This is a genomic window from Ideonella sp., from assembly GCF_035254525.1.
In the GTDB taxonomy this organism is placed as follows: Bacteria; Pseudomonadota; Gammaproteobacteria; order Burkholderiales; family Burkholderiaceae_C; genus Ideonella.
Genome location: NZ_DATFAN010000053.1, coordinates 29,891 through 52,143, shown reverse-complemented (window position 1 = coordinate 52,143; position 22,253 = coordinate 29,891). Strand labels below are relative to the sequence as shown.

The 22,253-nt window shown below is 71.3% G+C and carries 19 protein-coding genes; 10 read left to right on the top strand and 9 right to left on the bottom strand.

The window, feature by feature from the left end:
- The 6 genes from VJ693_RS05020 to VJ693_RS04995 all read right to left on the bottom strand — a co-directional run.
- The coding region (locus VJ693_RS05020) for a hypothetical protein (protein ID WP_324152383.1) at window positions 1–198 on the bottom strand (198 nt) is incomplete at its 3' end.
- A 26-nt stretch (window positions 199–224) separates the two neighbouring features.
- Entirely contained in the window at window positions 225–1,193 is a 969-nt protein-coding gene (locus VJ693_RS05015; protein WP_324152381.1) for a hypothetical protein, read from the bottom strand.
- A gap of 40 nt (window positions 1,194–1,233) precedes the next feature.
- The gene (locus VJ693_RS05010) at window positions 1,234–2,313 is read right to left on the bottom strand and encodes a S49 family peptidase (RefSeq protein WP_324152380.1); all 1,080 of its coding nucleotides are present in this window, start codon (window positions 2,311–2,313) and stop codon (window positions 1,234–1,236) included.
- Between the two features lie 65 nt (window positions 2,314–2,378).
- Complete coding sequence (locus VJ693_RS05005; RefSeq protein WP_324152379.1) at window positions 2,379–2,747, bottom strand: Rieske (2Fe-2S) protein; 369 nt, start codon at window positions 2,745–2,747, stop codon at window positions 2,379–2,381.
- Complete coding sequence (locus VJ693_RS05000; RefSeq protein ID WP_324152378.1) at window positions 2,740–3,402, bottom strand: HAD-IA family hydrolase; 663 nt, start codon at window positions 3,400–3,402, stop codon at window positions 2,740–2,742. The genes VJ693_RS05005 and VJ693_RS05000 overlap by 8 nt, the downstream gene beginning before the upstream one ends.
- The gene (locus VJ693_RS04995; RefSeq protein WP_324152377.1) at window positions 3,399–4,397 is read right to left on the bottom strand and encodes an RluA family pseudouridine synthase; all 999 of its coding nucleotides are present in this window, start codon (window positions 4,395–4,397) and stop codon (window positions 3,399–3,401) included. The genes VJ693_RS05000 and VJ693_RS04995 overlap by 4 nt, the downstream gene beginning before the upstream one ends.
- Window positions 4,398–5,091: 694 nt before the next feature.
- Here VJ693_RS04995 and VJ693_RS04990 point away from each other — a divergent pair.
- Window positions 5,092–8,082: an Rne/Rng family ribonuclease gene (locus VJ693_RS04990; protein ID WP_324152375.1), complete on the top strand. Its 2,991-nt coding sequence runs from the start codon at window positions 5,092–5,094 to the stop codon at window positions 8,080–8,082.
- Window positions 8,083–8,145: 63 nt separating this feature from the next.
- Here VJ693_RS04990 and VJ693_RS04985 read toward each other — a convergent pair whose 3' ends face one another.
- Entirely contained in the window at window positions 8,146–8,568 is a 423-nt protein-coding gene (locus VJ693_RS04985) for a hypothetical protein (RefSeq protein ID WP_324152374.1), read from the bottom strand.
- Window positions 8,569–8,773: 205 nt separating this feature from the next.
- Between VJ693_RS04985 and VJ693_RS04980 the strand changes: the two genes are divergently transcribed.
- On the top strand, window positions 8,774–11,911 hold the full coding sequence (locus VJ693_RS04980; RefSeq protein WP_324152373.1) for a S8 family serine peptidase: 3,138 nt from the start codon (window positions 8,774–8,776) through the stop codon (window positions 11,909–11,911).
- Between the two features lie 144 nt (window positions 11,912–12,055).
- A complete protein-coding gene (locus VJ693_RS04975) occupies window positions 12,056–12,541 on the top strand; it encodes a single-stranded DNA-binding protein (protein ID WP_324152372.1) in 486 nt (161 codons plus the stop codon).
- A gap of 123 nt (window positions 12,542–12,664) precedes the next feature.
- Here VJ693_RS04975 and yihA read toward each other — a convergent pair whose 3' ends face one another.
- Window positions 12,665–13,372, bottom strand: coding sequence for a ribosome biogenesis GTP-binding protein YihA/YsxC (gene yihA, locus VJ693_RS04970; RefSeq protein WP_324152370.1), 708 nt, complete (start codon window positions 13,370–13,372; stop codon window positions 12,665–12,667).
- Window positions 13,373–13,425: 53 nt separating this feature from the next.
- Here yihA and VJ693_RS04965 point away from each other — a divergent pair, with 53 nt between their 5' ends.
- The 5 genes from VJ693_RS04965 to VJ693_RS04945 all read left to right on the top strand — a co-directional run bounded on the left by VJ693_RS04965 (window position 13,426) and on the right by VJ693_RS04945 (window position 19,495).
- A complete protein-coding gene (locus VJ693_RS04965; protein ID WP_324152369.1) occupies window positions 13,426–14,067 on the top strand; it encodes a c-type cytochrome in 642 nt (213 codons plus the stop codon).
- Window positions 14,068–14,223: 156 nt separating this feature from the next.
- A complete protein-coding gene (locus VJ693_RS04960; RefSeq protein ID WP_414652230.1) occupies window positions 14,224–16,365 on the top strand; it encodes a cytochrome c biogenesis protein ResB in 2,142 nt (713 codons plus the stop codon).
- Complete coding sequence (gene ccsB, locus VJ693_RS04955) at window positions 16,362–17,717, top strand: c-type cytochrome biogenesis protein CcsB (protein WP_324152368.1); 1,356 nt, start codon at window positions 16,362–16,364, stop codon at window positions 17,715–17,717. Before VJ693_RS04960 ends, ccsB begins: the two co-directional genes overlap by 4 nt.
- Window positions 17,718–17,819: 102 nt before the next feature.
- On the top strand, window positions 17,820–18,824 hold the full coding sequence (gene msrP, locus VJ693_RS04950; RefSeq protein WP_324152367.1) for a protein-methionine-sulfoxide reductase catalytic subunit MsrP: 1,005 nt from the start codon (window positions 17,820–17,822) through the stop codon (window positions 18,822–18,824).
- 2 nt (window positions 18,825–18,826) lie between these two features.
- Entirely contained in the window at window positions 18,827–19,495 is a 669-nt protein-coding gene (locus VJ693_RS04945) for a protein-methionine-sulfoxide reductase heme-binding subunit MsrQ (RefSeq protein ID WP_324152365.1), read from the top strand.
- Here the strand turns inward: VJ693_RS04945 and VJ693_RS04940 are convergent.
- Window positions 19,473–20,261 carry an isocitrate lyase/phosphoenolpyruvate mutase family protein gene (locus tag VJ693_RS04940; RefSeq protein ID WP_324152364.1) on the bottom strand — a complete coding sequence of 263 codons (789 nt, stop codon included), beginning with the start codon at window positions 20,259–20,261 and terminating at the stop codon, window positions 19,473–19,475. The genes VJ693_RS04945 and VJ693_RS04940 overlap by 23 nt on opposite strands.
- A gap of 106 nt (window positions 20,262–20,367) precedes the next feature.
- On the opposite strand from VJ693_RS04940, the gene VJ693_RS04935 reads away from it, so the two are divergent.
- Both VJ693_RS04935 and VJ693_RS04930 read left to right on the top strand, forming a co-directional pair.
- On the top strand, window positions 20,368–21,399 hold the full coding sequence (locus tag VJ693_RS04935) for a cation diffusion facilitator family transporter (protein ID WP_324152363.1): 1,032 nt from the start codon (window positions 20,368–20,370) through the stop codon (window positions 21,397–21,399).
- A 76-nt stretch (window positions 21,400–21,475) separates the two neighbouring features.
- The gene (locus VJ693_RS04930) at window positions 21,476–22,231 is read left to right on the top strand and encodes a hypothetical protein (RefSeq protein ID WP_324152361.1); all 756 of its coding nucleotides are present in this window, start codon (window positions 21,476–21,478) and stop codon (window positions 22,229–22,231) included.
- The last annotated feature ends 22 nt before the right edge of the window (window positions 22,232–22,253 follow it).

Genomic DNA, 22,253 nt, shown 5'->3' with positions numbered 1-22,253 from the left:
CAGGTCGCGCCGGCTGATGCGCCGCGCCAGCGGATGTCGGTTGTGCCACGCCACCACCTGCGCCGCGAGCAGCCGCCGCGGCGACGGCAGGCCGTGCGCCCGGCCCGCATGCACGCGCGCCGGGACATGCACCCGCGACGCCGCCGACCGGGTGTGGCGGCTGCGCGCGGGACGCTTGGGTGTCGGGGGCACGGTCATGGGGGGCACCGACCGGGATGGTGCGCTCAGAATTCCAGCCACTTCATGGCTACGCCGCGGCGCGCCAGCACCTCGGCCAGGCGCTCGGCGTCGGCCTGCGTCGGCAAGGGCCAGATCGTGACGACATAACCTTCGGGTGACGGCATGATCTGTGCCTGCAAGTGGGCCATCGCCGGGCCGAGCACCTGGTGGACCTGGGCCAGGGTGGCCTCGGCCGCCGCGCGCTTCTTCGCCGGCGCCGAGACCAGGGCGAAATGCGGGCCGGACGGCGCGGCCGCCGGCGGCACGCTCGCCCCGCTGGCCGCCACGGAGGCGGGCACCGGGACCGCCGGCACGGCCGTCGACGCCGGCAGTGGCACCGGCGGGGCGACGGCCGATGCGACCGCCGGCGCCGCGGCGATCGGCGCCGAAGCCGCAGCCGCAGCGGGGCGTGCAGGCGCCGGCGCCTGGCGTGGGCCCCCGCGCAGCACCAGCGCCGCGGCGGCGGCCAGTGCCATCAGCACGGCCAGCGCCGCCAGCCCGATGCGCAGCCGGCTCAGCTCACGCCGGCCCCAGATCGCGGCCCCCTCGGGCGCGATCAGCAGCCGGCGCGGCATCGCGCTGCGCGCGCGGGTGTCGTTGATCGCAGCGGTGAGCAGGTAGCGCGTCTGGGGCGCCGGCTCGGTCGAGGCATCGGCCCGCTCGACGGCGCGCTGCGGCCAGTCGGCCGCGCCAGGGCGGTAGGGCACGGCATGGCGCTGCGCGAAGTCGACCAGTGCGCGGTGCGACAGCCCCGGCAGCAGCCGCGGCTGGTGGTACAGCGGCGCCGGCTCGCCTGCGCCGCCGGCCGGGCCGTACGGCAGGGCGATGACGCCGAGCCCCGCCACCTCGCCGGGCTCGACGCGGCGCGCGAGCGGGTGCCGGTGCTGCCAGGCGCACACCCGCAGGGCGAGCCGGCGTGCGGCATCGCCGCTGTCCTGGGCCGGGAGGCTGTCGGTCAGCGGCAGGTCGACCATCGCTATTTGGGGTCGATTCGCGGGCCGATCGGCCGGGGGGTCAGCGCAGCGGCGCCAGGCCGCGCAGGGTGCGCACCGCGCCTTCGCCGATCGAGGCGCCGAAGCGCTTGGCCAGGCGCTCGGCCACGTTCTCCTGCGGCGTGTAGTCGACCACGTCCTCGTAGCCGACGACCTCGCGGGCCACGTAGTCGAGGTTGCCGAAGTGATCGGCCAGACCGAGCTTGACCGCCTCCTCGCCGTTCCAGAACAGGCCGGAGAAGGTCTCGGGCGTCTCCTTCAGGCGGCTGCCGCGACCGTCGCGCACGACCTTGATGAACTGCTGGTGGATCTGCCCGAGCATCGCCTTCGCGTACGCGGTCTGCTTCGGGTCCGCGGGCGAGAACGGATCGAGCATGCCCTTGTTCTCGCCGGCGGTCAGCAGGCGGCGCTCGATGCCGAGCTTGTCCATCAGGCCGGTGAAGCCGAAGCCGTCCATCAGCACGCCGATCGAGCCGACCAGGCTGGCCTTGTCGACATAGATCTCGTCGGCGGCCACCGCGATGTAGTAGGCGCCCGAGGCGCAGGTCTCTTCGACGACGGCGTAGACCTTCTTCTTGTGCTTGGCCTTCAGGCGCTTGATCTCGTCGTTGATGATGCCGGCCTGCACCGGGCTGCCGCCGGGCGAGTTGATGCGCAGCACGACCGCGCGCGCACCGTCGTCTTCGAAGGCGGTGCGGATCGACGAGACCAGCAGCTCGGCGCTCGCCTCGGTGTCGGCGGCGATCTCGCCACGCACCTCAACCAGCGCGGTGTGCGGGCCGGTGGGCGCGCTGGGGTGCCCGCCGCGCTGCGTCGCGATGCCCCAGACGATAGCCAGCAGCAGACCGAACCAGCCCAGGCGCAGCATCAGGTTCCAGCGCCGGGCGCTGCGCCGCTCGCGCAGCAACTCGCCGGAGACCTGGCGCACCAGGCTTTCCATGCTGGCCAGCGCGTGCGCCGTGTCGGCCGCCGCGGGGGCCGCCGGGGCCGGGGCGGGCGGGGGTACCGGGTCTGCCGCGGGCGCGGGCGCGGCTTGCACGGGTTCTGCGGCCGCGGGCGGTTCCGCCGGGGGCGGGGGCGCGGCGTCGTCGGGAAGGCTCATCGGAAGCTCGGTGGGGGCGTGAAGGAGGCGTGGAAGGGGCAATGGCCGTGCCGGATGTGCTGTCTTCAGTCGAACACGACCGGTCGGATGTCGGGGCTAGGATACCAATACACCTGCCCGTCACGCTCCACCACGTCGAGCGGCATCAGGTGCTCGCCGCGGCAGGGCCCGGCGATGCAGTAGCCGTCGGCCGGCTCGTAGGTGGCGCCGTGGATCGAGCAGATGATCCAGCGCTTGTCGAGGTCGAGGAACTCGCCGGGCTGCCAATCGAGCTCGGTCGGCACGTGGGCGCAGCGGTTCATGTAGGCCACCACGCGGCCGTCGAAGCGCAGCGCGAAGGCCCGCGCCGGCTGGCCCCACAGCAGCACGTCGAACACGACCGCCTTGCCGCGCTCTTCGAGGTCGGCGCTGGCGCACAGAGCTTGTTCAGCCATTCGTGACCAGCCAGTCGTGCAGGTCGCGCGTCGAATGGGCGACGAACAGCGGCGAGAAGGGCTGGAACGACTCGTGGTCGTGCGCGCCGAAGCTGACGCCGACGCACGCGGTGCCGGCGTTGGCGGCCATCTGCAGGTCGTGCGTCGTGTCGCCGACCATCAGCGTGCGCTCGGGCTCGATGCCGAACTCGGCCATCAGCTCCTGCAGCATGCGCGGGTGCGGCTTGGAGAAGGTCTCGTCCGCGGTGCGCGAGCCGTCGAAGACGCCGCGCAGCTCGGTCAGCGCGAGCACGTCGTCCAGCCCGCGCCGCGTCTTGCCGGTGGCCACGGCGAGGAAGTGGTGGCGCGCCTTCAGCGCATGCAGCATCTCCAGCGTGCCGGAGAACAGCGTCAGCGCGTGCTGGCTGGCCAGGTAGTGGCGGCGGTAGCTGGCACCGAGCTCGGAATAGCGCTCGGGCGGCAGGCCCGGCACGGCATATTCGAGCGCGTCGCGCAGGCCCAGGCCGATCACGTAGGCCGCGCGCGCGGTGTCGGGCACCGGCGCCCCGATGTCGGCGCAGGCCTGCTGGATGCAGTGCACGATCAGCGCGGTGGAGTCGAACAGGGTGCCGTCCCAATCGAAGGCGATCAGGTCGAAGCGGCGGATGCGGGTCATGCAGGGGTCAGTCTGGCGAGGCAACTCAGGAGTGTCTCGCATTCGAGGGGCAGCGGCGCCGACAGTTCGACCCGCTCGCCGCTGGCCGGGTGGTCGAAGGCCAGGCGGCGCGCGTGCAGGAACATGCGGTCGAAGCGGCAGTCGGCCACCAACCGGCCCGAGGCCAGCGCCTTGTTCAGCGCGAACTGGCCGTACTTCTCGTCGCCGACGATCGGGTGGCCCTCGTGCGCGAGGTGGACACGGATCTGGTGCGTGCGGCCGGTCTTGATCGTCACGTCCAGCAGCGTGAAGCCCGGCGCGGGTGCCGGGTAGGCCTGGGCCACCCGCACCAGCGAGATCGAGCGCTGCGCCTGCTCGTGGTCGGCCGCCACCGCGCGCACCCGGCGCTCGCCGGCCGCGTCGAGGTACTTGTGCAGCGCGACGTCGACGACCCTTTTGTTGGCTGGCCACGCCCCGCTGACCAGCGCGGCGTAGGTCTTGCCGGTCTCGCGCTGGCGAAACTGGTCCTGCAGGTGCGTCAAGGCACTGCGCCGCTTGGCGAGCATCAGCAGGCCCGAGGTTTCCTTGTCGAGCCGGTGCACGAGCTCGAGGAATTTCGCCTCGGGCCGCGCGCGGCGCAGCTGCTCGATGACGCCGAAGCTGACGCCGCTGCCGCCGTGCACGGCCACGCCGGCCGGCTTGTCGATGACCAGCAGGTGCTCGTCCTCGAACAGCACCGGAAACTCGCGCGGCGGGACGGCCTCGGGGTGCGAGGCCGGATCCGGCGTGGCCACCCGCACCGGCGGCAGCCGCACCTCGTCGCCCGGCTCCAGCCGGGTGTCGGCGTGGGCCCGGCCCTTGTTCACCCGCACCTCGCCGGAGCGGATGATGCGGTAGACGTGGGTCTTGGGCACGCCCTTGAGTTCACGCAGCAGGAAGTTGTCCAGCCGCTGGCCAGCCGAGCCCTCGTCGACGGTGACGCGGCGTACCGCGGGGGCATCCAGTGAAGCCTTCAACCGTGGCGCGGATTTGGCCTTTATAATGGTCTGCGCCACGATAGAGCCGTAAGTGCTTGATTTTCAAGAGTTTACCCGGGCATTGCGGGTCAGGGTGGCGGCAGGCGGACAGTGAGGCCTGCTTTTTCAAGGTGATGCAACGCATCCAACCGCGCTGCGGAATGGCGGGCCCCAAAGTGGCCCGGCGGCCGTGGCGCCGGATGCGGCAGAGAAACATCGGATGTGCCGCCTTGCCAAGCACTGAGTGTGCGGCAGGGATCCACCAAGGTTTTTGGCACGAGGCACCAGGCGCGACCCGCTTGATGTGCCTCGCCGCCAGCAATGACAACAAAAACGCGCCGTTCGCGCATGTGTTCCCCCCTCCTCCCAAGGTTTGCTGACCCCTGGCCCCGGCAATGGATTGCCGGCGCGGCCGCGGGTGACGGCTGGCCTGCACCTGGCGCTGGCCGCCGGGCGGGAGCCGGGCCGAACCTGCGCCGGCGCCGCTTCGCCGTCATCGCACGCGCCAACGCTGCCTCGCCAGTTCCGCACACCGCGGCCTGAGGCAGTCCAGGGCGATTCCTTCTCCCGGCCGTTCCGTCGTCTTCTCGTGCATCGGTCGAGGTGTCGGCCGGCCCGCGTGATTCGGGGCCGCCGGCGCCTCTCACCTCGCGCCGCCCCGTCGCTTCGGGGCAGCGCGTGACGAGGAGTGCACATGAAGCGAATGCTGATCAACGCGACGCAGCCCGAAGAGCGGCGCCTCGCGATCGTCGACGGCCAGAAACTGCTCGATTTCGAGACCGAGATCGAGGGCCGCGAACAGCGCAAGGGCAACATCTACAAGGCCGTCGTCACGCGCGTCGAGCCTTCGCTCGAAGCCTGTTTCGTCGACTACGGCGAAGACCGCCACGGTTTCCTGCCGTTCAAGGAAATCTCGCGCAACTACTTCAAGGAAGGCGTCTCGGTCCGCGACGCGAAGATCCAGGACGTCATCTCCAACGGCCAGGAACTGCTGGTCCAGGTCGAAAAGGAAGAGCGCGGCAACAAGGGCGCGGCGCTGACCACCTTCGTCTCGCTGGCCGGCCGCTACCTCGTGCTGATGCCCAACAACCCGCGCGGTGGCGGCGTTTCGCGCCGCATCGAGGGCGAGGACCGCGAGGAGCTGAAGGAGAACCTCGATCAGCTCGAGTACCCCAAGGGCATGAGCCTGATCGCCCGCACCGCCGGCATCGGCCGCTCGGCCCCCGAGCTGCAGTGGGACCTGAACTACATGCTCAAGCTGTGGGACGCCATCGACGGCGCCTCCAAGGCAGGCAAGGGCGCGTTCCTGATCTACCAGGAGTCGTCGCTGGTGATCCGCGCAATCCGCGACTACTTCACCTCGGATGTCGGCGAGATCCTGATCGACACCGACGACATCTACGAGCAGGCGCAGCAGTTCATGAACCACGTGATGCCGGAATCGGCCTCTCGCGTGAAGCGCTACCGGGATGACGCGCCGCTGTTCTCGCGCTTCCAGATCGAGCACCAGATCGAGACCGCGTTCAGCCGCACGGTGAACCTGCCGTCCGGTGGCGCGATCGTGATCGACCACACCGAGGCGCTGGTGGCGGTCGACGTGAACTCCGCGCGCTCGACGCGCGGCACCGACATCGAGGAAACCGCCACCCGCACCAACCTCGAAGCCGCCGACGAGATCGCCCGCCAGTGCCGGCTGCGCGACCTGGGCGGCCTGATCGTCGTCGACTTCATCGACATGGAGGAGTCGAAGAACCGCCGCGAGGTCGAGCAGCGCCTGCGCGACGCGCTGCGCCAGGACCGCGCCCGCGTGCAGTTCAGCTCGATCAGCAAGTTCGGCCTGCTGGAGCTGTCGCGCCAGCGCCTGCGCCCGGCGCTTTCCGAAGGCAGCCACATCACCTGCCCGCGCTGCAACGGCACCGGCCACATCCGCGACACGGAGTCGTCGGCGCTGCAGATCCTGCGCATCATCCAGGAAGAGGCGATGAAGGAGAACACCGCCGCCGTGCACGTGCAGGTGCCGGTGGAGGTGACCTCGTTCCTGCTCAACGAGAAGCGCACCGAGATCACCAAGATCGAGCTGAAGCAGCGCACCACCGTGCTGCTGGTGCCGAACAAGCACCTCGAGACGCCGAACTACAAGCTCGAGCGCCTGCGCCACGATGACCCGCGGCTGGAGAACCTGCAGGCCAGCTACACGATGATCGAGGAGCCGGACGACGAGGTCGCGATCTCGCGCCGCGAGAAGACCAAGGCCAAGCAGGAGCCGGTGATCAAGGGCGTGCTGCCCGACCAGCCGGCCCCGGTGGCCCCGCCGCCGGCCCCGGCACCGGCGCCCGCCACCGCGGCGCCGGCCGCCGAGCCGCAGCCCCAGTGGGCTCGGACGCCCGCAGCCGCACAGGCCGCCGCCGGCGGCGGCTTCTTCGGCTGGCTCAAGCGCCTGTTCGGTGCCGACGAGGCGCCGGTGGCGCCCACGCCGGCAGCCGCGCCGGCCGCGCAGCCCGGCCAGCGCACCGGTGGCCGTGAAGGCGGGCGCGAGGGCGGCCGCGAAGGTGGCCGTGAAGGCGGCCGCGGCGAACGCAAGGGTGGTGGCCGCGACGGCCGCCGTGGTGAGCGCGGTGAACGCGGTGAGCGTGGCGGGCGCGAGGGCGCCAAGGCCGGCGACACCGCACGCCAGGGCGGCCGCGAGGCCCGCGCCGAAGGCGGCCGGCAGGAGGGGCGCCAGGAGCGTCCGGAACGCCAGGAAGGTCGCCAGGAAGGTCGCCGAGAGGGGGGCCGTGGCGAGCGCCGCGACAACCGTCGCGGCGCCGCCCCCGCCGTGGCGCCGGCCGAGAGCGACAAGTTCGAGGCCACCCAGCCCTTGCCCGCGGTGCGCGGCGAGGAAGCCGGTGCCAAGCGCCCGCCGCGCCCCGCGCCGGAACGTGAGCAACCCGCTGGCGCCGAGGCCGAAGCGGCCGAGGGCCTGACGATGGCCGAGGCGGGCCTGGCCGGCCCCGAAGGCGAGCGCCCCGAGGGCGACCGTGGCGAGGGCGAAGGCCGCCGCCGCCGCCGCCGCCGTGGCCGTGGTGGCCGCGACGAGGCCCGCGAAGGCCAACGCCCCGAAGGTGAGGGCGAGCTGGCCGTTGCCGAGGGCGCCGAGGCGACCGGCGAAGAGCCGGGCGTCGAAACGCCGGTGGCCGAAGCGGCCGAGGCGGAGCGCCGTGAACCTCGCGAGCCGCGTGAGCCCCGTGAACGCCGTGAACGGCGCGAGCGCACCGACCGCGGCGAGCGCCGCGAGCCGGTCGAGGCCGCCGTGGCCGAAGCCCCGGCCGCCGAAGCTGCCGTGGCAGCCGAGTGGGCAGCGCCGGCCGAAGCGCCCGCCGCGCCGGTGCCGGCCCCGGCCCCGGCCCCCGCGGTGGTTGCGGCAGCCCCGGCGCCTGCGCCGGTGCGTGTCGAGCCCTATGTGCTGGCGCTCGACGAGCTGCAACGCATCGCCGAGACGGCCGGCCTCACCTGGGTCAACTCCGACGCCGACAAGATCCGCGCGGCGCATGAGGCGATGGCCGCCGAGCCGAAGCCGGTGCACGTGCCGCGCGAGCGGCCGCCGCTGGTCGTCGTCGACGAGGGCCCGCTGGTGCTCGTCGAGACCCGCAAGGACCTGAGCCAGCTCACGCTGCCCTTCGATCCGCAGCGCAGCACCACGGCCTGAGCAAGACGCTCTCGGCACGGCGCCACCTTCGGGTGGCGTTTTCTTTTGTCGTTTCGGGCGGCGCTACTGCATCAGCACCGGCGGCCGACCGGCCGGCACACAGCGCCCGGCTTCGCAGCGCGCGCCGGGGTCGGTGACGAGCGCGCAGTCCGACACCCGGCCGGACTTCTGAACGTCGTTGCGCCGCGCCGCGGTGTAGGCCTCGGCCAGCGCGCGCAGGCGCGTTGCATCGGTCACCTGGCTGGACCAGACGAGGTAGGCCTCGGGCCCGCCACAGGCCTTGTGGCCGACCGCCAGCGTGTGGCACTGGTCGGCCGCGCTGCAGGCGGCGTCGCCGATGGCGTCGCGGATCTGCTGATGCAGCGCGGCGCTGTCGGCAGGACGCGCCTTGGGCGGCGGCGCCTCGGCCGCCACGCACGCCGCCAGCATGAGCCCGAGGCCCGAACCTGCCGCGACCACCAGCCGGCGGCTGCAACCCATCGTCATGACGTACCTCCTTCGAGTGACTTCGAACTAGGGAGAAAGTGTGACACCGACCGGCGGCGACCTCCCCAGCCGCGGCGCTAAGCGCTAGGGTGCCGGGCGGCGCATCCACAGGCCGCCGTCCGTCTGCGATGACCCCGCCGAAGCGGCCCGACCCGGGCCGCCCTCGAGGGCCTTGTTCGTCTTTGATCACCAACGAGGAATCGACATGGCTACAGCTTTCACGAGAGGCCCGATCGGTCTGGCCTGCCTGCTCGCCCTGGCCGGCGGCAGCGCCCACGCGGCCGGCCAACCCGCCCGCTCCTACATCGTCCAGCTCGCCGACCCGCCGGCCGCGTCCTACCGCGGCGGCCTGCCCGGGCTGGCGGCCACCCAGGTGGCCGAAGGGCAGCGGCTGCGCGCGAACGCGCCGCAGGTCCGTGCCTATGTGGCGCATCTGGACAAACAGCAGCAGGCCGTGCTGGCCAGGCTGCGCAGCCCGACGCGCGTGCTGCACAGCTACCACTACAGCTTCAACGGCTTCGCCGCCGTGCTGAGTGCAGCGCAGGCGAGGCAGCTGGCGCGCACGCCCGGCGTTGTCTCGGTGACGCTGGACACCCCGCGCGAGCCGGTCACGAACTACACGCCGCACTTCCTCGGCCTGGACATCCCCGGCGGCGTCTGGTCGCTCGACCGCAAGGGTACGCTGGTCAAGGGCGAGGACGTGGTCATCGGCATGGTCGACACCGGCTTCCAGCCCGAGAACTCGTCCTTCTACGACCAGGTCGATGCGAACGGCAAGCCGGTCAAGTCGGGCGGCACGCTGGCCTACGGCCCGCCGCCCGCCGGCTGGGGTGGCGCCTGCGTCGCCGCACCGGGCTTCGACCCCGCCACCGGATGCAACAACAAGGTCATCGGCGCACGCGCCTTCGATGCCTCGTTCAAGTCCAGCGGCGTGCCGGTGGCCTGGTACGAGTTCCCGGGCGCACCGCGCGACGTGGCCGGCCACGGCAGCCACACGGCGTCGACGGCGGGCGGCAACTGGGGATCGGACGCGATCTCGCACACGCAGAACGTCGGGCCCATCTCGGGCATGGCACCGCGCGCGCGGCTGGCGATGTACAAGGTCTGCTGGACCTGGCTCGACAAGAGCTCGCTGTCGTACCAGACCAATTGCTGGACCGGCGATTCGGTCGCGGCCATCGACCAGGCGGTGGCCGACGGCGTGGACGTCATAAACTTCTCGATCAGCGGCTCGCAGACCGACCTGCTGGACCCGGTCGAGCTGGCCTTCCTGAATGCCTCGGCGGCCGGTGTGTTCGTCGCGGCCGCCGCAGGCAACTCGGGCCCCGGCACGGCAGTCGCCCACAACAGCCCGTGGCTGACCACCGTGGCCGCGTCGACCCACGACCGCTTCCTCACCGCCGACGCCACGCTCGGCGACGGCAGCGTCTACCACGGTGCCTCGCAGTCCAAGGGGCTGCCGATGACCGCGATGATCCTGTCGACCGACGCGGTGGCCAAGGGCGGTACCGCCGAGAGTGCGCGGCTGTGCAACATCGGCTCGCTGAACCCCAACAAGGTGGCCGGCAAGCTCGTCGTCTGCGACCGCGGCATCATCGCGCGCGTCGACAAGAGCCAGGCGGTGCTGCAGGCCGGTGGCGTCGGCATGATCATGACCAACACGCCCGCCAGCCTGCCCGGCGGCGGCGCGACGACGCTGAACGACGACGCCCACTGGGTGCCCACCGTGCACCTGCCGGTCGAGGACCGCGACGCAATCCGCGCCTACGCCGGCGGCTCCCAGCCCATGGGCGCGCTCGGCGTCGCGGCACAGGAACCGGGCGTGGTCGCGCCGATCGTGGCCGAGTTCTCGTCGCGCGGCCCCAACATGGCGACCGCCTCGGTGATGAAGCCGGACATCGCCGCGCCGGGCGTCGCCGTGCTGGCCGCCGTCGCGGTGACGCAGCCGAACCAGGCCTACCACGACGGCATCATCGACGGCTCGATCATTCCCGACCCGGTCGCCGACTACCTGGACGGCACCTCGATGGCCACGCCGCACATCGCCGGCATCGCGGCGCTGCTCAAGCAGAAGCACCCGAACTACTGGGGCCCGGCGTCGATCCGCTCGGCGCTGGTGACCAGCGCCGGCCCGCTCAAGCTGGCCGACGGCAGCAACGACCCGGACTTCCGCGGCTACGGCGCGGGCCAGGTGAACCCGAACGGGGCATTCGATTCAGGCCTGATCTACCCGATCGATCCGACCGACTACTGGCGCTTCCTGTGCGGCGACGGCTGGTTGGCGCCGCACTCGCCGACCTGCGAATCGGTCGGCTCGATCGCGGCCAGCGACCTGAACCTGGCCTCGTTCAGCGCCGACGTGCCGGGCGTGATCACCTTCCGCCGCACGGTGCGCAACCTTGGCAACTCGACGGCGACCTACAACGCGAGCATCGGTGTGGACGGCTTCACCGCCACGGTGAACCCGCCCAGCCTGACCCTCGACAAGGGTCAGAAGGGCCGCTTCGAGGTGACGCTCACCGCCAATGGCGCGCCGCTCGGTGAATGGCGGCAGGGGGCGCTGGTCTGGAGCGACGGCAGCCACCAGGTGCGCAGCCCGATCGTCGCGCGCTACACCTACCTGACCGGGCCGACGAACCTCGCGAGCAGCAACAGCGCCGACACGCTGAACGTGCGCTACCAGTTCGGCTACACCGGCGATCTGAGCTCGCAGACCGGCGGGCTGCTGGCGGCCACCCGCACCGATGCGGTGGTGACCAAGGCCACCAACCGGGACGGCGACGCCGCCTGCCGCGCCGACGCGGCCGGCACGGTGAAATTCGCCTTCAGCGCCCCAGCCGGCACGCTGGCGGCCCGCTTCGCGACCTATGACGCCGACACCTCGGGCCACGGCGCCGACGACCTCGACCTGTTCGTCTACGACGCGGCGAACAACCTGGTCGGCTCCAGCGCCGGCGCGACCGCGGAGGAACGGGTCACGCTGATGGCGCCCACGGCCGGCGACTACACGGCCTGCGTGCACGGCTTCGCGCCGGCCGATGGCGTGAGCACCGCCTTCACGCTGTCGTCGTGGATCCTGACGCCGGGCAGCGGCACCGTGCCGCTGCATGTGCGCGGCCTGCCGGCGCAGGTGATGCCCGGCGACTCGGCCAAGGTCAAGCTCGGTTGGCACGGCGCCGAAGCCGGCGTGCGCTACCTTGGTGCGCTGCGCCTGGTGCAAGGCGCCGACCCGGACACCGGTGCCACGCTGGGCGTGACCTTGCTGTCGGTCGAGCCAGGGTTGCCTCAGGGCGTGCGCGGCATCCCGAGCGCGCGCAAGGCAGCCTTGCTCAAGCGGCGCTAGGCGGGGCAGCGCTCCGGCTCGCAAGCCCCCATGAGGGGGAGGCCCCCACGGGGCCTCCCCCGACCTTTGCTGCCGCGCCATGCGGCACAATCCCAGCTCCCGGTTCCGTTCTTCTTTCTCTCCCGTCTTCCCAGGAGCGCCCGCATGGCCTCGATCAACAAAGTCATTCTCATCGGCAACCTGGGGCGCGACCCCGAGGTGCGCTACACCCCGAGCGGGGCGGCGGTGTGCAACCTGCGCCTGGCGACCACGCGCAACTGGAAGAACCGCGACACCGGCGAGCGCCAGGAAGAAACCGAATGGCACTCGGTCGTGCTGTACGACCGCCAGGCCGAAGTGGCCGGTGAATACCTGAAGAAGGGCCGCCCGGTCTACATCGAAGGCCGCCTGAAGACCCGCAAGTGGCAGGACAAGGACGGCAACGACCGCTACACCACCGAAATCGTCGCCGATTCGATGCAGCTGCTCGGCGGCCGCGAAGGCGGCGGTGGCGACGAGGGCTACAGCCGCGACACCGAAGGCGGCGGCGGCTCGAGCCGCCCGGCCCCCGCCCCGCGCGCTCCGGCGCCCCGGCCGGCGCCGAAATCCAGCGCCGGCATCGGCGAGATGGACGACGACATTCCGTTCTGACGGCCCCCACGCCCCCTTCCGGGGGCTGCCCCCCGGGGGGGCTCGCGCAGCGGACCGGCAAAGCCGGATCCGCGCACGCCACTTGGAGGGAGCGGCGCTGCGCGCGCTCCATTGGCGCTTCGATCAGGCGCGGTGGATCCAGGAGTGGACTGTTTCGGCCAGGTCGTCCAGTCCCTGACGTTTCGGGGCGGAGAACAGCAGGATCCCCACATCGGCCGCTTCGGTGGCCAGGTCGGCCAGGCTGTCCTGCGCGCCTTGCAGCGCTGCCGCCTGCTCGCGCTTCGAGAGCTTGTCGGCCTTGGTCAGCAGCACCAGCAGCTTGACCTCGCCGGTGGTGACGCGCGGCGCGACGAACTCCAGCAGTTGCCGATCCAGCGGCGTGAAGCCCAGCCGGCTGTCGACCAGCAGCACCACACCCGCCAGGTTGCGGCGGATCTTCAGGTAGTCGGCCATCACCTGCTGCCAGCGCAGTTTCGCGGTGCGCTCGACGGTGGCGTAGCCATAGCCCGGCAGGTCGGCCAGATAGGCATCGGGCTCGTCTTTCGGCCCGAGCGCGAACAGGTTGATGTGCTGCGTGCGGCCCGGCGTCTTCGACGCGAAGGCAAGCTGGCGGCGCTGTGCCAGCGCGTTGATCGCGGTGGATTTGCCGGCGTTGCTGCGGCCGACGAACGCGAATTCGGGCAGGTCGCCCGGCGGCAGTTGATCGAGCTGGGTGGCGGTGGTCAGGAAGCGGGCCCCGTGGGCCCAGGCCAGTGCGGCACGGGTCTCGACGGAGGGGCCGCCGGCCGGGCGTGACGGGTGGGGGGCCGGGTCGCGGGTCGGGGTGGTCATGGACCATTGTAAAATCCGCGGGTTTTGTTCGAACAACCCCAAGGTCCGCCGAGATGAAGACCCCTGCCGCCTTCTCGATCACCGCCGTCCTCGTTGCCACGCTGGCAGCGCCCATGACGTCAAGCGTTTGGGCCAACGAGCCGGCGGCCGCGCCGAAGGCCGACCTCGCGAAGGGGCAGGCGATGTCGACCAACGTGTGCGGCGCCTGCCACACGGCCGATGGCTCGCGCGGCCTGCCGGCCAACCCGATCCTGCAGGGCCAGCACCCCGAGTACCTCGCCAAGCAGCTGACCGAGTTCAAGGCCGGCAAGCGCACCAACCCGATCATGCAAGGCATGGCCGCGCCGCTGAGCGACGAGGACATCAGGAACGTCGCCGCGTTCTACGCCAGCAAGCAGGCCAAGCCGGGCTTCGCGAAGAGCAAGGAAACGGTCGCGCTGGGCGAAAAGATCTACCGCGCCGGCATCGCCGACAAGCAGGTGCCCGCCTGCGCCGGCTGCCACAGCCCGACCGGCGCCGGCATCCCGGCCCAGTACCCGCGCATCGGCGGCCAGCACGCCGACTACGTCAGCGCGCAGATGCAGGCCTTCCGCGACCACAAGCGCACGAACAGCGTGCCGATGCAGGCGATCGCGGCCCGCATGAACAACGACGAGATCGCCGCCGTGTCCGACTACATTGCCGGATTGAGGTAGGCCCCCACGCTCCCTTCCGGTCGCTGCCCCCCGAGGGGGCTCGCGCAGCGGACCGGCAAAGCCGGATCCGCGCACGCCACTTGATTTGGCCGGTCACTTGACCGGCCTTTTCGTTTTCGCAAGCGCGGGTCTGCGTCCCCTTCGGATAATCCGCCCATGACCGAGCTGACCGGCGCGCCGGACCTTGCCGACACTCCGCCGCCGCGCCCGGCGGCGCCCAGCCGCGCGCGCGAGGCCTTCGAGCTGCTGTCGTCGATGCGCTTCGCGATCACGCTGCTTGCGGTGATCTGCATCGCCTCGGTGATCGGCACCGTCGTTCAGCAGAACGAGCCGTTCAACAACTACGTCAACAAGTTCGGGCCGTTCTGGGCCGAGGTGTTCACGCGCTTCCAGCTCTTCACGGTCTATTCGGCGACCTGGTTCCTCGCGATCCTGGGCTTCCTCGTCGTCTCGACCAGCCTGTGCATCGCGCGCAACGCGCCCAAGATCGTCGCCGACCTGCGCAGCTTCAAGGAGCACGTGCGCGAGCAGTCGCTGGCCGCCTTCCACCACAAGGGCGCGGGGACCTTGCCGCTCGGCCGCGAGGCGGCGCTGGCGCAGGTGGCCGCGGTGCTCGGCCGACACGGCTGGCAGGCCCGTGCGCAGGTGCGCGATGGCGGCACGATGGTCGCGGCCCGCGCCGGCCGCGCGAACAAGCTGGGCTACCTCGCCGCGCACTCGGCCATCGTGCTCGTGTGCCTGGGCGGCCTGGCCGATGGCGACCTGATCGTGCGCGCCCAGATGCTGCTGAGGGCCAAGACCAGCTTCGACGGCGGCTTCCAGTTCATCAAGGACGTGCCGGCCGAGCACCGGCTGCCGGTCGGCAACCCCACGTTCCGCGGCAACCTGCTGGTGCCCGAAGGCGGGCGGGCGGGCGTGGCCACCTTGTCGATGCCACAGGGCATCGTGCTGCAGGAGCTGCCATTCGACATCGAACTGAAGAAGTTCATCGTCGAGTACTACGACACCGGCATGCCGCGCCTGTTCGCCAGCGACATCGTGATCCACGACCACGAGACGGGCCAGGCCACGCCGGCCACCGTCAAGGTCAACGAGCCGGTCTTCCACAGCGGCGTGGCGATCTACCAGAGCAGCTTCGAGGACGGCGGCTCGCAGGTGCAACTGCGGGCCCTGCCGCTGACGCGCGGCGGCCGCCCCTTCGACGTCAACCTCCGCGTCGGCGGCAGCACGCCGCTGGTCAGCAACGATGGCCAGGGCCAGCTGCAGCTCGAGGTCACCGGGCTGAAGGTCATCAACGTCGAGAACCTGGCCGATGCCGGCGCCAAATCCACCGACGTGCGCAAGGTCGACCTCGTCGGCGCGCTGGACAAGCACCTGGGCGCCGGCGTCAACCCGGACAAGACCAAGACGTTGCGCAACATCGGCCCGGCCGTCACCTACCTGCTGCGCGATGCCGCGGGCCAGGCGCGCGAGTTCCACAACTACATGCTGCCGGTCGAGCTCGACGGCCGGCAGGTGTTCCTCGCCGGTGTGCGCGAGGCCACGGCCGACAGCTTCCGCTACCTGCGGATCCCGGCCGACGAGAACCGCAGCCTCGAAGGCTGGATGCGCCTGCGCACGGCGCTGAACGACCCGACCCTGCGCGCGGAAGCCGCCAAACGTTATGCCGCCCAGGCCACGCCCGACGGCCGGCCCGAGATGGGCGAGCAGCTGCGCATCACTGCCAGCCGCGCGCTGGCCCTGTTCGCCGGCCTGGAGGCCCCCGCCGGCGCGGCCCCGACCGGCGGCCTGAACGCCCTCAGCCAGTTCATCGAGACCAGCGTGCCCGAGGCCGAGCGCTCGCGCATCGCCGACGTCATGCTGCGCATCCTGAATGGCGCGCTGTTCGACCTGAACCAGCTCGCGCGGGAACAAGCCGGCCTGAAACCACTCGAACCGGGCCCGGGTACCGAGGCCTTCATGACCCAGGCCGTGCTTTCCTTGTCCGACAGCTTCTTCTACCCTGCCCCTGTGCTGCTCGAGCTGGCCGACTTCACCCCCGTGCAGGCCAGCGTCTTCCAGGTCGCGCGCGCGCCGGGCAAGACGCTCGTCTACATCGGCGCAGTGCTGCTGATCCTCGGCGTGTTCGCGATGCTCTACGTGCGCGAGCGGCGGCTGTGGGTCTGGCTGTCCGATGGCGAGGCCGCCGGCACGACGACCCTGCAGCTCGCGATGTCGACCCCGCGCCGTACGCTCGACATCGACGCCGAGTTCGACACCTTGCGCCGCCAACTGCTGGCCGGAGGCTCCGCTCCATGAACACGACCACCACCACACTCGACCTCGGCCGCCCCGGCCTGATCGGGCGCCGCGCGCCGCTCGACTGGCTGTTCGCCGCGCTCGTCGTCGGCGGCGCGGCCTATGCCTTCCGGCGCTACGGCGCCGCGATGGATGGGTACGAAAAAGGCATCCTCGTCGGCGCGATTCCGGCGCTGATCGCGCTCGGCTGGTTCTGGGGCCCCTTGCGCGGGCTGGCGCTGGGCGTCGGCGCGGCCAGCCTCGTGGCCATCAACCTGTATGCCGGCCACACCGACAGCTTCGGCGCCGACCTGGCGGTGGGCAGCCAGGTCTTCCTGCTGAAGTACCTGTTGTCCAGCCAGAGCGCGATCCTGTGGATGGGGGTGCTGTTCTTCATGAGCACGCTGTTCTACTGGTTCGGCTTCTTCTCGAAGGCGGGCAACGACGCCGCCGGCCTGCGCATCGGCTCGCTGCTGGCCTGGGCGGCCGTGTTCATGGCGCTCACCGGCACGATGGTGCGCTGGTACGAAAGCCACCAGATCGGGCCGATGATCGGCCACATCCCGGTCAGCAACCTGTACGAGGTCTTCGTGCTGTTCAGCTGGCTGACCACGCTGTTCTACCTGTACTACGAGGCCCACTACAAGACCCGCGCGCTCGGGCCCTTCGTGATGCTGGTGGTCTCGGCGGCGGTCGGCTTCCTGCTCTGGTACACGGTCGAGCGCGAGGCGCAGGAGATCCAGCCGCTGGTGCCGGCCCTGCAGAGCTGGTGGATGAAGCTGCACGTGCCGGCCAACTTCATCGGCTACGGCACCTTCGCGCTGGCGGCCATGGTGTCGCTGGCCTGCCTGCTGAAGACCGCGAGCTCACGTTCGCTGTGGATCGGCCTGGTCGCCCTGCCGGGCGGCGTGCTCGTGCTGATGGGGCTGTACGCGCTCGTCGGCGGGCCGGACGAGGCGATGCAGGCGGCCCTGGTCAAGGGCGCGCGCATGATCGGCGGCACCGGTGCCTTCTTCGCGCTGATGATCCTGCTGCGCGGGCCGATCAACACCCGCACGCCATCGCTCGAGCTGATGGACGACCTGATGTACAAGGCCATCGCCGTCGGCTTCGCCTTCTTCACGATCGCCACCGTGCTGGGCGCCTTCTGGGCCGCCGAGGCCTGGGGCGGCTATTGGAGCTGGGACCCGAAGGAGACCTGGGCCCTGATCGTCTGGCTCAACTACGCGGCCTGGCTGCACATGCGGCTGATGAAGGGCCTGCGCGGCACGGCGGCGGCCTGGTGGTCGCTCGGCGGCCTGATCATCACGACCTTCGCCTTCCTCGGCGTGAACATGTTCCTGTCGGGGCTGCACTCCTACGGCACCTTGTGAACAAGCCCCCCTGCGGGCCTGCGGCGGAACCCGCCGGCCCGGCGTAAGGTCTCACCGGCCTGGCCCGACCTAGGGAAGCCTGCCGCCCACCCGAGAGACCCCATGCACCAGCTGAAGGACCGCGGTTTCGACCACCGCACCCCGTCGGAGATCACCCCCGCTGCCGTCTACCACGCGCGCCGTGAATGGCTGCAGCGCGCCGCGCTGGGCCTGGCGGGGGCGGGTCTCGCCCCCTGGGCCGCACGCGAGGCCTTCGCCCAAGGTGGCGCCCCCGGCAAGCTCGCCGCCCTGCCCGGCGCGCGCAGCGCCGTGGCCGGTGGCCTGGTGATGGACAAGGCGACGCCCTACGACGACGTCACGAGCTACAACAACTACTACGAGTTCGGCACCGACAAGGCCGACCCGGCGCGCACCGCGCACACGCTGAAGCCCCGGCCGTGGACGGTCAGCGTCGAAGGCGAGGTCAAGCGGCCCAAGGTCTACGACCTCGATGAGCTGCTGAAGCTCAGCCCCATGGAAGAGCGCATCTACCGCCTGCGCTGCGTCGAGGGCTGGTCGATGGTGGTCCCCTGGGTGGGCTATTCGCTGGCCGAGCTGATCAGAAAGGTCGAGCCCACCGGCAACGCGAAGTTCGTCGAGTTCACGACCCTGGCCGACAAGGCCCAGATGCCCGGCCTGCGCTCGTCGGTGCTCGACTGGCCCTACACCGAGGGCCTGCGGCTGGACGAGGCGATGCACCCGCTCGCGCTGCTGGCCTTCGGCCTGTATGGCCAGGTGCTGCCGAACCAGAACGGCGCCCCCGTGCGTGTCATCCTGCCGTGGAAGTACGGCTTCAAGAGCGCGAAGTCGATCGTGAAGATCCGCTTCGTCGAGAAGCAGCCGGTCAGCAGCTGGGAGCGTGCGGCGCCGCAGGAATACGGCTTCTACTCAAACGTGAACCCGCAGGTCGACCACCCGCGCTGGAGCCAGGCGAGCGAGCGCCGCATCGGCGAAGGCGGCGGGCTTGGGGGCCTGTTCACCAAGCGCCGGCCCACGCTGATGTTCAACGGCTACGAGCCCCAGGTCGGCCAGCTGTACGCGGGCATGGACCTGAAGAAGTTCTACTGACGATGAACCGTCTGCTCGCCCACCCGGCTGCCAAGCCCCTCGTCTGGACGCTGCTGGCCCTGCCGCTGGCCTGGCTGGTCTGGCGCGCCGTGGCCGACCAGCTCGGCGCCAACCCGGCCGAAGCGCTGATCCGCTCGCTGGGCGACTGGACGCTGCGCGGCCTGGTGCTGACGCTCGCCATCACGCCGCTGCGCCAGTGGACCGGCTGGCACCAGCTGCTGCGCCACCGGCGCGCGATCGGCGTCGCGACCTTCTGCTACGCCACGCTGCACTGGCTGGCCTACGGCTGGCTCGACCAGGGCTTCGAGCTCGATGCGCTGCTGAAGGATGTCGCCAAGCGCCCGTTCATCCTCGTCGGCACACTGGCCTGGCTGCTGCTGCTGCCGCTGGCCGCAACCTCGTTCAACCGCGCGGTGAAGGCGCTGGGCGCGAAGCGCTGGCAGGCGCTGCACAAGGCGGTCTACGCGATCGCGGGGCTGGCCATCCTGCACTTCTTCTGGATGCGCTCGGGCAAGCACCTGTACGGCGAGGTTGCCGTCTACGGGTCGATCCTCGCCGTGCTGCTCGGCTGGCGGGTTCAGCAGGCCTGGCGCCGGCGCGCGCAGGCGGGGCTGCCCGCGCGCGCGGCCGGTGCCCCGGCCACGGCCATTACCGCGGCCCGAGGAAGCTGAAGGTCCCGTCGCGCCGGATCTCTTCGGCCGCGGCCTTCGCCGCCTTCATCGCCACGCGGTACAGCGAGGTCGCGAGGCTGATGCGCTTGACGCCCGCCGCTTCGAGCTCGGCCACGCTGAACGACTTGCCCGGGATGCCGACCATGAAGCTGAACGGCTTCGTCAGCGCGCTGCACACCGCCGCCACCGCCTCCAGGCTGGGCAGGCCGGGCGCGAACAGCACATCGGCCCCGGCGGCCTCGTAGGTCTGCAGGCGGCGGATCGTGTCGTCCAGGTCGCTGCGGCCGTGCAGGAAGTTCTCGCAGCGGGCCGTCAGCGTGAACGGCCGGCCGAGCGCGCGTGCCGCCTCGACCGCCGCGCCGACCCGCTCGACCGCCTGGCCGAAGTCGTAGATCGGTCGCTCGGTCTCCTGGCTCGCATCCTCGATCGAGCCGCCGGCCAGACCGGCCTCGGCCGCGAGGCGGATCGTCTCGGCCACCGCCTCGGGCGGGTGGCCGAAACCGTTCTCCAGGTCGGCCGACACCGGCAGGTCGACGGCGGCGGCGAGGCTGCGGGCATGGGCCAGCGCCTCGTCACGTGTGAGCTGGTAGTCGGTGCGCCCCAGCGCCATCGCGGACGCGGCGCTCGAGGTCGCCAGCGCCTCGAATCCGACACCGGCCAGCAGGCGGGCCGAGCCGGCATCCCACGGGTTGGGCATCACGAACACGCCGGGGCGCCGGTGCAGCGCGGCGAAGGCAGCGGCCTTGTCGGCCACGGATGAGCTCATGCAGGTCTCCTTGGGTGTGTGGATCGAGCCGCGATGCTGCACCAGGCCCGCGATACCCGCTCGCCGCAAGCGGACATCACCCTGCCCACCATGGGACACTTCGCCCATGGTTTCGTCGCACGCCCACGACCACGCCCACGGCGACCACCACCACGGGCACGCCCATGGCGACCCGAAGCAGGCCGGCCGCGCCTTTGCGATCGCGATCGGGCTGAACGCGGCTTTCGTCGGCGTCGAGTTCGCCTGCGGCCTGGTCGCCAACTCGACGGCTCTGATGGCCGACGCCGGCCACAACCTGTCGGACGTGCTGGGCCTGGCGCTGGCCTGGGGCGCGGCGATGCTGTCGCGGCGCGCGCCGAACGAGCGCTTCACCTTCGGGCTGCGCGGCAGCTCGATCCTGGCCGCGCTGGCCAATGCGACGCTGCTGCTGGTGGCTTGCGGCGGCATCGGCTGGGAGGCGCTGCGCCGCTTCGCCGAGCCGCCGGTGGTCGCCAGCGGGCTGGTGATGGCGGTGGCCGCGGTCGGCATCGTCGTCAACGGCGCCTCGGCCTGGCTCTTCGCCTCGGGCAGCCAGCACGACATGAATGTGCGGGGCGCCTTCCTGCACCTCGTGGCCGACGCGGCGGTGTCGCTCGGCGTCGTCCTCGGCGGCCTGGTGATGCGCGAGACGGGCTGGTACCTGGTCGACCCGCTGCTCAGCGTCGTGATCGTCGTCGTGATCCTGGCGAGCACCTGGGGCCTGCTGCGCGAATCGCTCCGGCTCGCGCTGGCCGCCGTGCCGCCCCACGTGGACGTGGCCGCCGTGCGCGGCTACCTGCGCAAGCTGCCGGGCGTCAGCGACGTGCACGACCTGCACATCTGGGCGGTGTCGACCACCGAGACCGCCCTCACGGTGCATCTGGTGGTGCCGCAGGGCCTGCCCGGCGACGCCTTCATCGACGAGGTCGCCGATGAACTGGAGCGGCGCTTCGCGATCCACCACAGCACGCTGCAGATCGAGCGCGGCGACACCACGCACGCCTGCCGGCTGCATGCACCGGCCCGAGGGCAGCGACCTGCGGATGGACATGGGCATGACCACGCCCATGAACACGCCCACGGCCACGCGCACGATCACCCCCGCGATCACCCTCACTGAATGCGTTAGGCCGTTCACGTTGCAGCAACGTGGCGGCCGCAGACTGCGGCCTCCGGCACCGTCGAAGGAGGAAGCCATGAACCCGAGTGAGCCGCCCTTCACCCCCAGCCGCCGCGAGGCGCTGGGCGCGTTTGGTGCCTTGTCGGCCGCGCCGCTGTTCTCGTTCGCCGGCCCGGCCGATGCCGAGGACGTGTGGGCCGGGCAGTTCGATGCCTTCGATTTCGCCGCCGCGCGGCAATGCGCGCTGATCCCGCAGGAGACGGCCGGCCCGTTTCCGCTGCTCGAGGCACTCGACATGGCGGCGATGGTTCGGCGCGACATCACCGAGGATCGCCCGGGGGTGCCGCTCGCGCTGGCGCTCAAGCTCGTCAACGTGAACGCGGCCTGCGCGCCGCTGGCCAACGCCGCGGTCTACGTCTGGTATTGCGACAAGGACGGGGCCTACTCGGGCTACCGGCAGGCCGGCCACGACACCCGCGGCCAGACCTTCCTGCGCGGCGTGCAGCTCAGCGACGCCCGGGGCCTGGTGCGTTTCGCGGGCATCTTTCCCGGCTGGTACCCGGGCCGCATCACGCACGTCCACTTCCAGGTCTACCCGAACGCCGACACCCGCCGCCACGCCACCGCCACCTCGCAGATCGCCTTCCCGCAGGAGGTGACCAAGGCGGTCTACGCCTCGCCGCTGTATGCCGCGCGCGGCCAGAACCGCTCGGTGCCCGAGATCGCCGACGACGGCATCTTCAGCGACGGCGCGAGCTACCAGATCGCGAAGATGAAGGGCTCGGTCGAGGCCGGCTACGCCGCGAAGCTGCTGGTCGGCGTGGCGGCCTGAAGGCTCTGGCCCCCTACGCCGC